The 14,392-nt window shown below is 65.0% G+C and carries 13 protein-coding genes; 8 read left to right on the forward strand and 5 right to left on the reverse strand.

What is annotated here, in order from left to right:
- Positions 1–167: 167 nt before the first annotated feature.
- From M2337_RS12840 to M2337_RS12875, 8 genes are all read left to right on the forward strand, one after another.
- A complete protein-coding gene (locus M2337_RS12840; RefSeq protein ID WP_264570572.1) occupies positions 168–875 on the forward strand; it encodes a response regulator transcription factor in 708 nt (235 codons plus the stop codon).
- On the forward strand, positions 844–2,466 hold the full coding sequence (locus tag M2337_RS12845; RefSeq protein WP_264570573.1) for a sensor histidine kinase: 1,623 nt from the start codon (positions 844–846) through the stop codon (positions 2,464–2,466). Before M2337_RS12840 ends, M2337_RS12845 begins: the two co-directional genes overlap by 32 nt.
- Complete coding sequence (locus M2337_RS12850; RefSeq protein WP_264570574.1) at positions 2,463–2,909, forward strand: HPr kinase/phosphorylase; 447 nt, start codon at positions 2,463–2,465, stop codon at positions 2,907–2,909. Before M2337_RS12845 ends, M2337_RS12850 begins: the two co-directional genes overlap by 4 nt.
- A gap of 2 nt (positions 2,910–2,911) precedes the next feature.
- Complete coding sequence (gene rapZ / locus M2337_RS12855) at positions 2,912–3,922, forward strand: RNase adapter RapZ (protein WP_264570575.1); 1,011 nt, start codon at positions 2,912–2,914, stop codon at positions 3,920–3,922.
- Positions 3,919–4,323, forward strand: coding sequence for a PTS sugar transporter subunit IIA (locus M2337_RS12860; RefSeq protein ID WP_181559869.1), 405 nt, complete (start codon positions 3,919–3,921; stop codon positions 4,321–4,323). Before rapZ ends, M2337_RS12860 begins: the two co-directional genes overlap by 4 nt.
- Complete coding sequence (locus M2337_RS12865) at positions 4,320–4,598, forward strand: HPr family phosphocarrier protein (RefSeq protein WP_181559870.1); 279 nt, start codon at positions 4,320–4,322, stop codon at positions 4,596–4,598. Before M2337_RS12860 ends, M2337_RS12865 begins: the two co-directional genes overlap by 4 nt.
- 21 nt (positions 4,599–4,619) lie before the next feature.
- Entirely contained in the window at positions 4,620–5,423 is an 804-nt protein-coding gene (locus M2337_RS12870; RefSeq protein ID WP_264570576.1) for a TrmH family RNA methyltransferase, read from the forward strand.
- 142 nt (positions 5,424–5,565) lie between these two features.
- Positions 5,566–6,825, forward strand: coding sequence for an MFS transporter (locus M2337_RS12875; RefSeq protein ID WP_264572262.1), 1,260 nt, complete (start codon positions 5,566–5,568; stop codon positions 6,823–6,825).
- 62 nt (positions 6,826–6,887) lie between these two features.
- Here M2337_RS12875 and secA read toward each other — a convergent pair whose 3' ends face one another.
- The 5 genes from secA to uvrC form a co-directional block, all read right to left on the reverse strand.
- Positions 6,888–9,623: a preprotein translocase subunit SecA gene (gene secA / locus M2337_RS12880; RefSeq protein ID WP_264570577.1), complete on the reverse strand. Its 2,736-nt coding sequence runs from the start codon at positions 9,621–9,623 to the stop codon at positions 6,888–6,890.
- Positions 9,624–9,749: 126 nt separating this feature from the next.
- Complete coding sequence (locus M2337_RS12885; RefSeq protein WP_181559873.1) at positions 9,750–10,022, reverse strand: hypothetical protein; 273 nt, start codon at positions 10,020–10,022, stop codon at positions 9,750–9,752.
- Between the two features lie 113 nt (positions 10,023–10,135).
- Positions 10,136–11,770 (reverse strand): CTP synthase, encoded by a 1,635-nt coding sequence (locus tag M2337_RS12890; RefSeq protein ID WP_181559874.1) that lies wholly within the window; start codon positions 11,768–11,770, stop codon positions 10,136–10,138.
- An 80-nt stretch (positions 11,771–11,850) separates the two neighbouring features.
- Complete coding sequence (gene secG / locus M2337_RS12895) at positions 11,851–12,252, reverse strand: preprotein translocase subunit SecG (RefSeq protein ID WP_181561429.1); 402 nt, start codon at positions 12,250–12,252, stop codon at positions 11,851–11,853.
- 97 nt (positions 12,253–12,349) lie between these two features.
- On the reverse strand, positions 12,350–14,272 hold the full coding sequence (uvrC, locus tag M2337_RS12900) for an excinuclease ABC subunit UvrC (protein WP_181559875.1): 1,923 nt from the start codon (positions 14,270–14,272) through the stop codon (positions 12,350–12,352).
- Between the last annotated feature and the right edge of the window lie 120 nt (positions 14,273–14,392).

Genomic DNA, 14,392 nt, shown 5'->3' on the forward strand with positions numbered 1-14,392 from the left:
CAGCGTCAAACGCCACCCGTTGTGCAGTGCCGCGCATCTGTCGCTTTCGTCCGGTGGCGGGACAAATCAGCGGATTCCCTATCGTCCGCCCGGCCCAGGTTGCACCCGGTCCCGCGTTCGTCTAGGCCGAATGACCAGCAATAGTCAGAGGATCGGCGCAAAGCTCGATGAGCGCTACCATCGCCCTGGTCGACGACGATCGGAACATCCTGTCTTCGCTCAGCATCGCCCTGATCGCGGAAGGGTTCATGACGCGACTCTATCCCGATGGGCAGGCTGCGCTCAAGGCGCTGATCGAGAACCCGCCGGATATCGTGGTGTGCGACATCAAGATGCCCAATCTGGATGGCATCGAGTTGCTCCGCCGGCTGCGGGAGAAGAGCGATCTGCCCTTCATCTTCCTGACTTCCAAGACCGACGAGCTGGACGAAGCGCTCGGCTTTGCGATGGGCGCGGACGATTATATTGCCAAGCCCTTCTCGCAGCGGCTGCTGATTGCGCGGGTACGGGCGCTGCTGCGCCGCACGGCACTCAGCCAGCCCCGCGATGGCAATGGCGGCGAAGGCGAGACCGAAACCATCGCACGCGGCCGGCTGAGCATGGACCCCGCCCGCCACCGGGTGCAATGGGATGGCCGGGACGTCGCGCTGACCGTCACCGAGTTCCTGATTCTCGAGGCGCTGGCCCAGCGGCCCGGCATCGTGAAGACCCGCAATCAACTGATGGATGCCGCCTATCAGGACGACATCTATGTCGACGACCGCACCATCGACAGCCACATCAAGCGCCTGCGCCGGAAATTCCGCGAAGTTGCTCCCGAGTTCAACGCAATCGATACGCTCTATGGCGCCGGATATCGCTTCAACGAGGAATGAGGAACGCCTGGCGAGCGGCGAATGGACCACGCGCATCTCGCTCACCCGGCGGATCCTCGCGGTCAACATCTTCGCGCTTGCCATTCTGGCTGGCGGCTTCTTCTATCTCGATAGCTATCGGGCGCGGCTGATCGATGGCCGGCTGGTGTCGATCAGCCGGGAAACCGCCCTGATCGCCGCTGCGATGGAGACAGCCCCGGCCAGCGATCGCGCCCGGTTGCTGCTGCGCACGGCGCAGACCACGGGTTTGCGGCTGCGCATCTATGATGCGGACGGGACCAAATTGGCCGATAGCTTTCGCCTCGTCCCACCCAGCTACACGCTGCGTGATCCAATGCGCGATCCGCTCCACATCAAGCTGGCGCGCGTGCTGGACCGCATTGTCGAGACCATCGCCCTGGCGGACCGCCCTGCCTATGTGAAGGAGCCGGCACAGGATCGCCGGGACGCCTGGCCGGAAGCCCGCGAGGCCGCCCACACCCGCGCGCCCGCTTCGGCCTATCGGTTCGCGCCGGACCGCACCCCTTTCCTCAGCGTGGCCCGCCCGCTCGACGAAGCCGGGCGCGGCGACGTACTGCTCGCCACCGCAAACACGCGGGACATCACGGATATCGTCCGCGCCGAGCGCCTGCGCATCGCCCTCGTTTTTGCGGCGGCGATTCTGGTGTCCGTGCTGCTCTCACTCTTTCTTGCGCGGACCATCGTGCTGCCGCTCCGTCGCCTCGCCCGCGCTGCGGTGCGCGTGCGCCTGGGGCGCGCGCGGGAAGTCATCGTGCCGCGTCTACCGGATCGGCGCGACGAAATCGGGATGCTGGCCCGCGCCGTCTCCGACATGAGCCAGGCTTTGCGCCAGCGCATCGATGCGACCGATGCCTTCGCGGCAGATGTCAGTCATGAGCTTAAGAACCCCATCGCGTCGCTGCGCTCGGCGCTCGAGGGGCTGGCCCAGATCAAGGACCCGGCCTTGCAGGCCAAGTTGCTCGCCATCGCGCAGGACGACGTGCGCCGGCTCGACCGGCTGGTCAGCGACATTGCCGAGGCAACCCGCATCGACGCACAGCTCTCGCGCACGCCGTTCGAGACTATCGATCTCGGGCGCATGATCGGTCGCATGGTGCGCAATCATGCGCCGCGCGAGGATGGCCCCGCCGTTCGGCTGAGCTATGCAGGGCCGGGCCGTGGCGCCGTGTTCGTCTCCGGTGACCCGCAGAAGCTGGTCCGCGTGGTGGATAATCTCATCGACAATGCCCGCTCTTTCTCGCCCGATGGCGGGCGGATTCGCCTGACGCTGTCAGCCGAAGACGGCAAGGCCATCGCGGCGGTGGAAGACGAGGGACCCGGCGTGCCGGAGCGCGAGCGGGAAGCGATCTTCCGGCGGTTCCACAGCGTGCGTCCGGAGCGGGACGGCTTTGGCAATCACAGCGGCCTGGGCCTTGCCATCGCCCGCACCATTCTGGAGGGCCATCACGGCTCCATCCATGTCGAGGCGCGCCTCGATGGCAAGGCCGGTGCGCGATTTGTCGTGACCCTGCCCCTAGCCGAGCAGGATGTGCCGCCACCGAACAGCGCGAAGGCGCGCAGCGGCGCATGAGCAACGGTCCCGCCCATTGCCAAACCATCCACGCTACCAGCGTCGCCATCGGAGGCAAGGGCGTGCTGCTGATCGGCGGAAGCGGGTCCGGCAAGTCAGACCTTGCCCTGCGCCTCATCGATCGCGGCGCGATGCTGATCAGCGACGATTACACCCGCGCCTCAAAGCGGGACGGCAAGCTGATCCTTGACGCGCCGGAAACCATTGCGGGCAAGCTGGAAATTCGCCACCTTGGCATTGTCGAAACGCCCCATGTCGGTGGCGTGATTGCGTGTCTTGCGATCAGACTGGATGAAGCGCCCGTGCGCATGCCTGACATCGGCTCCACATTCTCCCTTCTGGGTGTCGAACTGCCGCTGGTCGTGCTGGCCGGTCTGGAGCCTTCCGCCCCGATCAAGGCCGAATGGGCATTGCTTCGTCTCGATGGGCAGGCGAAGGGGTAGGCATGGACCAGCCCCCTGCCCTGTCACCTGTCCCCCATGCTCCCGGCGCCAAGCGCATCCTGGTGGTCACCGGCCTTTCGGGCGCCGGCAAATCGACCAGCCTGCGCACGCTGGAGGATGCCGGCTGGGAAACGGTCGACAATCTGCCGCTGGTGCTGCTCGACCGGCTGCTCGCCGCGCCGCTGCCGGCCGGTCATGAGCAACAGGCGGGCCGCCCGGTCGCCATCGGCATCGACAGCCGCACGCGCGGTTTCGCGGCGGATACGATCCTCTCGGCCATCGCCGCCCTGCGCCAAGGGGATGGGCGCGAGCGCACCGGCTATGAGGTCGAGATGCTGTTCCTCGATTGCTCGGGCACGGTGCTTGAGCATCGTTATGCCGAGACGCGGCGGCGCCACCCTCTCGCCCTTGATCGACCGGCGGCGGACGGGATTGCCCGCGAGCGCGAGCTGCTGGAACCGCTCCGCCGCGCGGCGGAGCATGTCGTCGATAGCTCGGACCTCACCAGCAACGGCCTGCAGCAGGCGATCCGCCAGCGCTTTGCGGGGAGCTTCGAATCGACCCTGACGCTGCTCTCCTTCGGCTTTGCGCGCGGCGTTCCCCGCAATGCCGACCTGATGTTCGACATGCGGTTCCTGCGCAATCCCTATTGGGACGAGACGCTGCGCCCGCTCACCGGCCTCGATCCCGATGTCCGCGATTATGTGATGGCCGACACGCTGTTCGAGGCGGCCGTGGGCCAGATCGAGAAGCTGCTGGTCACCATCCTTCCTCGCTACAGCGAGGAGGGGAAAGCCTATGTCACCATCGCCTTCGGCTGCACCGGCGGTCGCCACCGCTCGGTGTGCGTGACGGAAGAGATCGCAGAACGCTTGCGCCGGGCGGGCTTTTCGCCCACCATTGCGCACCGCAATCTGGATTCAGTCCAGTTGGACGCCTATGAGAACCGGCGCCAGGGCAAAAAAGAAATCGTACCAACGGAAATCGAAGGGCGGGGCGCACACTCACCATGATTGGACTCGTGCTCGTAACCCATGGCGGGCTAGCGACGGAATTTCGCGTCGCCATGGAACATGTCGTAGGGCCGCAACAGGCCATAGAAACCGTCTGCATCGGCCCCGATGACGATATGGAGGTACGGCGCGCCGACATCGCCGCCGCCGTGCAGCGCGTCGATGATGGCTCAGGCGTGATCCTGCTGACCGATCTGTTTGGTGGTACGCCCTCCAACCTTGCCATTTCCCTGCTCGACGCAGGGCGGGTGGAAGTCATCGCCGGCGTCAATCTCCCCATGCTGATCCGTCTCGAAAGCGCCCGCCGCAATATGAGCGTCACGCAGGCGGTCGCCGCCGCACGGGAAGCGGGCCGCAAATATATCAGCGTGGCCTCGGAACTGCTCGGAGACGCCACTTGAGCGGCGAGACAGCCAGCGCGACTGTGCGCATCGCCAACCGGCGTGGCCTGCACGCGCGGGCCAGCGCCAAGTTCGTCACGCTGGCGAGCAGCCTGCCGGCGACCATCATGGTACGCAAGGATGGGCAGGAAGTGGTCGGCACCTCGATCATGGGCCTGATGATGCTGGGCGCCGCTATGGGCGATGATATCACCGTCTCGGTGAGCGGTGACGATGCCCCAGCGGCGCTGGCTGCCGTCATCGAGCTGGTCGAAAATCGCTTCGGCGAAGACTGATCCTGTGCGACCCTGCTGACCATGCCCCGCGAAATCACCGGCTTTTCCAACCCGCTCGTCAAGCGCGTCCGCGGCTTGCGGGAAAAGAAGCTGCGCAAGCGTGAAGGCCTGTTTCTGGCCGAGGGCCTGCGCATCCTCACCGAAGCGCGCGAGCGCGGCATCCTGCCCGAGATGCTGTTCATGGCGAGCGATGCCCGCCCGCATCCGCTGGCCGACGAGCTGATCGCGGCGGTCGAGGCGCAAGGCGGCGATGTCATCCTCACCAGCGCGGATATTCTCGGCAAGATCTCCGGCAAGGACAATGCGCAGACGCTCGTCGGCGTCTATCCCGACCGGCTGACCCCCCTCCCCGCGCTCGATCGCAGCGCGGCGCCGATCTGGTTCGTCGCACAGGCCATGCGCGATCCCGGCAATCTGGGGACGCTGCTGCGCATCGGCGACGCGGTCGGTGCCGGCGGCGTGATTCTTGTGGATGACTGTGTCGATCCGTTCTCCGTCGAGACGGTGCGGGCCTCGATGGGCGCCCTCTTCACCCAATCCATCGCGCAGGCGAGTTGGGCTGACTTCCTCACTTGGCTCCGCACGGGGCCGGGCCAGCTTGTCGGCACCAGTCTCAACACCGAGCACGATTATCAGGCGCCGCGCTACGAGGCCCCGACCTTTCTCGTAATCGGCAATGAGGCGCGCGGCCTCCCCGCCGATTATGAGGCCGCCTGCGACCTGCTGGTCAAAATCCCGATGATGGGCCGTGCGGACAGCCTCAATGCTTCCGTCGCCGGGGCCGTGATGGCCTATGAAGTGCTGAACCAGCAGCGCCGGCGCTGATCCCTCTCCTGTCACCCCCCATTCGCGCCATCTAGCGCTGCGGCCCGGAATTGAGCTAGGGCATCGCCGTCATATGTGAGGGGGGCCGACTTTGAACGACGCAGCAACCGCCGGAACGCCGGCGCCCAGCGGCCTGTCCGCCATGGTGAAGCACCGCCGCGTGCTCGTCGCGAGTCTGGCTGGCACCACGGTCGAGTTCTACGATTTCTATATCTATGCGACGGCGGCGAGCCTCGTCTTCGGCCCGCTCTTCTTCCCCGCCACGTCACCGACAGCACAGCTGATGGCAGCTTATGCCAGCTTCGCCCTCGCCTTTCTGGCGCGCCCGCTCGGCGCCGCCGTGTTCGGCCATTATGGCGACCGGATCGGCCGCAAATCGACGCTCGTCGCCTCGCTCATGCTCATGGGCGGCTCGACCTTCCTCATCGCCTTCCTGCCTACTTATGCGATGATCGGCTGGGTCGCGCCGCTGCTGCTCTGCATTCTGCGCTTTGGCCAAGGCTTCGGCCTGGGCGGCGAATGGGGCGGTGCTGCGCTGCTGGCGGTGGAGAATGCCCCGCCGGGCTGGCGCGCGCGCTTCGGCATGATGCCGCAGCTTGGCGCACCGCTGGGATTTGTCGCCGCGAACGGCCTGTTCCTGCTGCTCGGCCTGTGGCTGAGCGATGCGCAATTCATGGCGTGGGGCTGGCGCCTTCCCTTCCTCGCTAGCGCGCTGCTGGTCATCATCGGCCTATGGGTGCGCTTGAAGATGGGCGAGACGCCGGAATTCAAGGCGGCGCTTGAGGCCGAGCCACCGGCAGCCATTCCCTTAGCGGAACTGCTCACCCGCCATGTGCGCGCAACTATGGCCGGCACGCTCGCCGTCGTCTGCTGCTTCGCGCTGTTCTACATCTCTACGGCCTTCGCGCTGGGCTATGCCACGGTGAACATCGGCATGGCGCGCAGTGAGGTGCTGACCATTCAGCTTGCCGCGATCCTGATGCTCGCGCTCGGCATCGTCGTGGCCGGCTGGTGGTCCGACATGCGCTCGGCGAGCCGTGTGCTGATCGCCGGATGCGCCGCGACGGTACCGCTCGGCATCGTCTTCGGCGCCGGGTTCGACGCCGCCAATCCGCTAGCGCTGTTCCTCATCCTCGCCATGTCGCTGCTGCTGATGGGATTCACCTATGGCCCGCTCGGCGAATGGCTGACCGCCCTCTTCCCGCCGCGCGTGCGCTATTCCGGCTCGTCCTTCGCCTTCAACGTGGGCGGGATCATCGGCGGGGCCATGGCACCCATTGCCGCGCAATATCTGGTGAGCACGCATGGCGTGGGCGCCGTTGGCCTCTACCTCTCTGGCGCGGCGGTGATCAGCCTCATCGGACTGGTGTGGCTGGCACCGAGGGACTCGCAGCCCGGCTGAAGGCCGCCGGGCGGACGTGACCGAGCTTACGCCCGGCCATCAGATCCTTGTCAGGGTCGTTGTCAGGCCAAGGCGCCGTGACAATGCTTGTACTTCTCGCCGGAACCACAGGGGCACGGCGCGTTGCGGCTGATTTCCTCACCCGCATAGGGATTGCCCTCACCCACCGCCGCAGCCGTCGCGGCGCGCGGAATGGTCGTGGTGATGAACCCGCGCGTGCCGGCATCGATGTCCGCGCTGTTATCCTCGCCCGTGAACGGGTCGATATGGCTGGTGAGGAAGTCCGGCAGCTCAGGCAGCGGCGGCGGTGCCGGGTCCTGCATCTGGAACTGCACATGGCTCACCGTGCGGCTGACATCCTCGCGGATGTTCTCGAGCATCCGCTCGAAGAGCGCGAACGCCTCCTGCTTATACTCATTGATCGGCGTCTTCTGCGCATAAGCGCGCAGGTGGACGACCTGACGGAGGGCATCGAGCGTCGCCAGATGCTCTTTCCAGTGGTGGTCGAGATTCTGCAGCAGGATGCTCTTCTCGATCTGCGCCCAGGTCTCGGGCTTGAGATCATTGACCTTCTCCGCCAGCGCGGCATCGGACAGCGCGGTGAGGCGCTCGACGAACAGCTCCGGATCGACCACGTCCTCGGTCAGCCAGCCATCGATGTCCGGTGTCAGACTCATCACCGCCTCAAGGCGCTCCTTGAGCTGCGGAATATTCCACTGCTCGGGGTAGGTGCCCGGAGGACAGGCGGCGCCGACGATGTCGTTGATCGTCTCATGGCGCATCTCGGTGACGACATCGCCGACCGTTTCGGCATCCATGATCTCGCTGCGCTGTTCATAGATGACCTTGCGCTGGTCGTTCATCACGTCGTCATACTCGACGACCTGCTTGCGGATTTCGTAGTTGCGCTGCTCGACCTTTTTCTGCGCGGTCTCGATGGCCTTGCTCATCCACTTGGAGGGCGGAAGCGCCTCGCCATCCTCCAGGCTGGAGCGCATCATGCGCGCGAACAGCGTGTCCGGGCCGAAGATGCGCAGCAGATCGTCATCGAGGCTGAGGTAGAAGCGGGACAGGCCCGGATCGCCCTGACGGCCCGAGCGGCCACGCAGCTGGTTGTCGATACGGCGGCTCTCATGCCGCTCCGTGCCGAGCACGAACAGACCGCCGGCGGCGAGCACTTGCTGACGCTCTGCCTCGATTTCCGCTTCGATCCGCGCAATTGCGGCATCGCGCTCCGGCCCTTCCGGCATGTCCTTGAGCTCATCCTCAACCCGGAATTCCAGGTTGCCGCCGAGCTTGATGTCGGTGCCGCGGCCGGCCATGTTCGTCGCGATGGTCACCGCGCCGAGCCGCCCGGCCTGTGCCACGATCCCAGCTTCCTGCTCGTGGAAGCGCGCGTTCAACACCGAGTGCTTGACGCCCTCCTCCTTGAGGAAGCTGGAGAGCAGTTCGGACTTCTCGATGGAAACGGTGCCGACCAGCACCGGCTGCCCCTTGGCGGCATGTTCGCCAATCGTCCGGGCGATGCCTTTGAACTTGTCCTCAAGGCTCTTGTAGAACAGGTCCTGATCGTCCTGACGCTGCACCGGCAGGTTGGTCGGGATGGTCACCACGTTCATCTTGTAGATGTCGTAGAATTCCGCCGCCTCGGTCGCCGCCGTGCCGGTCATGCCCGAGAGCTTGGGATACATGCGGAAATAATTCTGGAAGGTGATCGAGGCGAGCGTCTGGTTCTCCGGCTCGATGTTCACGCCTTCCTTGGCTTCCACCGCCTGGTGAAGACCGTCGGACCAGCGGCGCCCATCCATCATGCGGCCGGTAAACTCGTCGATGATGACGACTTTGCCGTCCTTCACGATATAATCAATGTCGCGCCGGAACATGAAGTTGGCGCGCAGGGCCTGGTTCACATGGTGGACGACCTGCGTATTCTCGAAATCGTAGAGATTGGCGCCCTGGAGCAGGCCGGCATCCTCCAGCATCCGCTCCACCTTCTCGGTGCCGTCCTCGGTCAGCACGATCGAGCGTTGCTTCTCGTCCTTCTCGTAATCCTCGTCCGCGAGGTGCTTCACCAGCGCGTTGACGGACATGTACATCTCGGACTTGTCGTCCGTCGGACCGGAAATGATCAGCGGCGTGCGCGCTTCGTCAATCAGGATCGAGTCCACCTCGTCGACGATCGCGTAATTGAACGGGCGTTGGACCATCTGGTCACGCTCATACTTCATGTTGTCGCGCAGATAATCGAAGCCGAGCTCGTTGTTCGTGGCGTAGGTGATGTCCGCGTCATAAGCCGCGCGACGCTCCGGCTCGGAGAGGTTGGGCACGATCACGCCCGTGGTCAGCCCAAGGAAGTTATAGAGCTGGCTCATCCACTCGCAGTCGCGCCGGGCGAGATAGTCGTTGACGGTGACGACGTGGACGCCCTTGCCGGGCAGCGCGTTGAGATAGGTCGCGAGCGTAGCGACCAGCGTCTTGCCTTCACCGGTGCGCATCTCGGCGATCTCGCCGCGGTGGAGCACGATGCCGCCGACCATCTGAACGTCATAATGGCGCTGGCCCAGCGCGCGCTTCGCGCCCTCACGCACCGTCGCGAACGCCTGGGGTAGGATCTGGTCGAGCGTCGCGCCGTCAGCGAGCTGGCTGCGGAACTTGGCCGTCTGCGCCTTCAGCTCATCATCGCTCATGGCGACCATCGTCGGCTCGAATGCGGCAATCTGATTGACCGTCTTGCTGAGAGACTTGACGTAACGCTCATTTGAAGAGCCGAAGAAGAATTTGGCAACGCCGCCGAGCATATCGGAAATTCCTGTCTGAAAACGGAAAGGTCGGGCGCCGGTTCACACACCGGCAAGCGAACGCGCCGGGAGCCAGCGCGCGAACAGCAGAATGGCAGACCGGCAACATGGCGGCCTGCGGCGGGCTTAGATCAGCCAGCTCTGCTTCAGAGAAAGATGGGTGCGGCCATTACGGGCCGGCAGCGCGAGTGCCGTAGCCTGATCTGCCCGTACAAGGACGGCCTCGGCCCGCGTGTCAGCACGAGACAAGACTCGCGCGACCGCAATCGCCTGCTCACTGGAGGGGGCCAGCTGCGATTCTGCACTCAGTTCCACCTGCGCAGGCGCCACGCGGCTCTCGCCGACCATCAGGCCGGAGAGCGACGCAAGAAGCGCAGACAGGAGGATCATCAATTGCAAGTCGCAGGCATCCCGGCCGGTAAGACGCACCCCACATAGGATGCGGCAAGCGGTTCGTCTACGCCCTTCACCATGAACGATCCGGAAACGGGCCGTCCATGGCTCGTGCAGGATCAGACGAGCCGGCTCTGCTTGAGCGCCGCCGCAATGAAGCTGGCAAACAGCGGGTGCGGATCGAACGGCTTGGACTTGAGCTCCGGATGGAACTGCACGCCGATGAACCATGGGTGATCCGGCCGCTCGACGATCTCCGGCAGCGTGCCGTCCGGCGACATGCCCGAGAAGATGAGGCCGCCCTGCTCAAGCGGTTTGCGATAGGCTGCGTTCACCTCGTAGCGATGCCGATGGCGCTCGCTGATATCGTCGGCACCGTAGATGCTGGAAACGACGCTGTTGCCGCTGAGCTTGGCCGGATAGGCACCCAGGCGCATGGTGCCGCCAAGGTCGGTATCGACATTGCGGGTCTGCAGCCCCTCGGCGCTCATCCACTCGGTGATGAGGCCCACAACCGGCTCGCTGGTCTCGCCGAACTCGGTGGTCGAGGCGCGCTCGATCCCGGCGGTGTTCCGCGCACCCTCGATGCAGGCCATCTGCATGCCGAGGCAGATGCCGAAGAAGGGCACGCCCCGCTCGCGCGCGAACCGCACGGAGGCAATCTTTCCTTCCGAACCGCGCACGCCAAAGCCGCCCGGCACAAGAATGCCGTGCATCGGCTCAAGCTGGGCCGCGATGTCGCTGTCTTCGGCCTCGAACAGCTCGGCATCGAGCCACTGGACCTTCACCTTCACGCGATTGGCCAGCCCGCCATGCACGAGCGCCTCGTGCAGCGACTTGTAGGCATCCGGCAAGCCGACATATTTGCCGACGACACCGATGGTCACTTCCCCTTCGGGGTGAACCTGCCGGTCCATGATGTCGAACCAGCGGGTCAGGTCCGGCTCGCGCGAGCCTTCGATGCCGAAGGCGCTCAGCACGGCGCGGTCCAGCCCTTCGCGGTGATACTGCACCGGCACGGCATAGATGCTGCTGGCGTCGAGCGCGGGAATCACGGCTTCCGTGCGCACATTGCAGAACAAGGCGATTTTCGCCCGCTCGCTGTCCGGCAGCGGATGCTCAGTGCGGCAGAGCAGAATGTCGGGCTGAATGCCGAGCGAAGTCAACTCGCGCACGCTATGCTGGGTCGGCTTGGTCTTCAACTCGCCGGCCGCCGCAATATAGGGCACCAGCGTCACATGCACGAGCACGGTCTGGCCGTGGCCCAGCTCATTGCGGAGCTGGCGGATGGCCTCCATGAACGGCAGGCTCTCGATGTCGCCCACCGTGCCTCCGATCTCGCACAGCACGAAATCGACATCGTCCGTCTCGGCCAGAGCGAAGCGCTTGATCTCGTCCGTCACGTGCGGGATCACCTGCACGGTGGCGCCCAGATAATCGCCGCGCCGCTCGCGCTGGATGATCGTCTGGTAGATGCGCCCTTGCGTCACATTGTCGGCCTGCCGGCTCGCAACGCCCGTGAAGCGCTCATAATGGCCAAGATCGAGATCGGTCTCCGCCCCGTCGTCCGTCACATAGACTTCGCCATGTTGATAAGGCGACATCGTGCCGGGATCGACATTGAGGTAAGGATCGAACTTACGGGTGCGGACCTTGTAGCCACGCGCTTGGAGGAGCGCCGCAAGCGACGCAGCCATAAGGCCTTTTCCAAGCGAGGAGACCACGCCGCCGGTGATGAATATGAACCGCGCCATGGGAGAGGAGGCTTACGCTGAACTCGAACGGAAGGGCAAGCGAACGAATCCGCTACCGGTGAAAAAAAACTGGTGGATCGTTACTGCGCGAGCGGGGCGCCAGCAGCGCCATTGGCAGGCGCCGAGGCCGGACCGGCCGGTGCTGCCGCGCTGTTGGCCGCGCCGGAAATGCCATCACCATCGGCAATCGGCGCCGACATGTCGCTGGTGCCGGACTGGCCGACCAGCGAGGTATCGATCGTCGCTGCCCGGTGCTGCGTGGCGGCAATCACAGCCAGCACAATGCTCATGCCCACGAACAAAGTCGCGAGAATCTTGGTCGCCCGGCTGAGGAAATCCGCCGCGCCGCGCGCCGACATCAGACCGGACGGGCTGCCACCGCCACCCATGCCGAGCCCGCCACCCTCGGACCGCTGCATCAGAATGACAGTGACGAGCGCGAAGGCGATGATCGCCTGGACGACAAGGAGAAAGGTGAACAGCATGAGCGGTTAGGACATCCCGACGGGTGTTGAAGCAGCGCCCTTAGCGCGCATTGCGCCGGGCATCAACCTTTGCGGCAGGTCGCAATGAATCCGCTCAGCCATGGAAATAATCATAGACCGTCTGTGCGACCGCCGATGAAACGCCGGGTGCACGCTGGAGGTCGTCGAGGCTGGCGTTGCGCACGGCGCGGGCGGTACCGAAATGCATGAGCAGCGCTTTTTTACGCGCGGGCCCGATGCCGGGCACTTCGTCCAGCGAGCTGACAGTGATCGCCTTGGCCCGTTTCTGCCGGTGCGCGCCGATCGCAAAACGGTGCGCCTCGTCGCGCAACCGCTGCAGGTAGAATAGCACCGGGTGATTGACTGGCAGTTGGAAGTCCCGCCCGTCCAGCAGGTGAAACACTTCCCTGCCCTCGCGACCATGATGCGGCCCCTTGGCGACGCCGACCATCGGCACATCCTCGATGCCCATTTCTTCCAGCGCCTTGCGCGCTGCGTTGAGCTGGCCCCGGCCGCCATCGATCAGCACCAGGTCCGGCCATTCCCCGGATTCGCGATCGGGATCTTCCTCGGCCGCGCGGCCGAAGCGGCGGCCGAGCACTTCGCGCATCATGCCATAATCATCGCCCGCGACCGTCTCCGGGCGCTTGATGTTGAACTTGCGATAGCCGCTCTTGCGGAAACCCTCCGGCCCCGCCACCACCATGGCCCCCAGCGCGCTCGTGCCCTGGATATGGCTGTTATCGTAAATCTCGATGCGATTGGGCGGCCCTTCCAGACCCAGCAGTTCGGCCATGTCGGCTAGAATTTTGCCTTGCGCGCTGCTCTCGGCCTGCCGACGCTCCAGCGCTTCCTCGGCGTTGCGCTGGGCCTGCTTGATGAGTTTCACGCGGCTGCCCCGTTGCGGCACCTCGATGCGCACCTTGCGCTCCAGCTTCTGGCTCAGCGCCTCGGCGAGCAGCAGGGTTTCGGAAGGCTCGCGGTCGCACAGCACCAGCGGCGCCGGCGGCACATCCTCATAGAATTGCGCCATGAACTGCATCAGCACCTCATCCTCCCCCACCTCGGCGGTGTGAACCGGGAAGAAGCTGCGATGCCCCCAATTTTGCCCGCCGCGAATGAAGAAGGCCTGGATGCACATGCCGCCATTGCGGCTGGCGAGCGCGAAAATATCAGCGTCGCCCAACCCCTCAGCGTGGATCGCCTGACTGCCCTGGATGAAGGTCAGCGCCTTGAGCCGGTCCCGGTAGACGGCAGCCATCTCGTAATCGAGCGACTCCGCTGCCGCATTCATCGCCTCGCCGAGCCGCGCCTGTACCGCCGTGGACTTGCCGCCGAGAAAGTCCTGCGCGTCCTGGGTCAGGGCCGCATAATCGGCCTCGTTGATCCGCCCGACGCAGGGCGCGGAGCAGCGGCGAATTTGATACAGCAGGCAGGGCCGCGAGCGATTGGCGAAGAAGCTGTCCGTGCAACTGCGCAGCAGGAACAGCTTCTGCAGCGCGTTGAGCGTCTTGCGCACCTGCCCCGCCCCCGCGAAAGGCCCGTAATATTGCCCCTTGTAGCGCCGCGCACCGCGGTGGAGCTGCACGCGCGGAAAGGCGTGATCCTCGCGCAGCAGGATGAACGGGAAGCTTTTGTCATCGCGCAGCAGCACGTTGTAGGGTGGCCGAAAGCGCTTGATGAGCTGCGCTTCCAGCAGCAGCGCCTCGGCCTCGCTCTGGGTTGTGACGATCGTCATCGAGCGGGTCTGCGAGACCATGCGCTGCAGCCGGCGCGGCAGGCGATCGACCTGCGTATAGTTGGACACCCGATTCTTGAGCGCCCGCGCCTTGCCGACATACAGCACGTCGCCGCGCGCATCCTGCATCCGATACACGCCGGGTCGCGTGCCCAAGGTCTTGAGCGTTTCGCGAATCGCCGCGACGCCAGCATCCACGTCCGGCAATTCACTGCCACGGATTGTCGAGGTCGCCTTTTCTTCGTTGAAGCGATTGGGGGACGATGGCCGCTCGGTCATCCGCGCCATTTAGGGGCGAGAAGCGGACAGGACAACGGCCTCCTGCCTCAACCGGCCGAACCACGACCCTTCAAAAGCAGAAAGGCCGGACCGATCGCTCGGCCCGGCCTTTCTAAAGCC

Origin of the sequence: Sphingobium sp. B2D3A, from assembly GCF_025961795.1 — a bacterium.
Classification (GTDB): domain Bacteria; phylum Pseudomonadota; class Alphaproteobacteria; order Sphingomonadales; family Sphingomonadaceae; genus Sphingobium.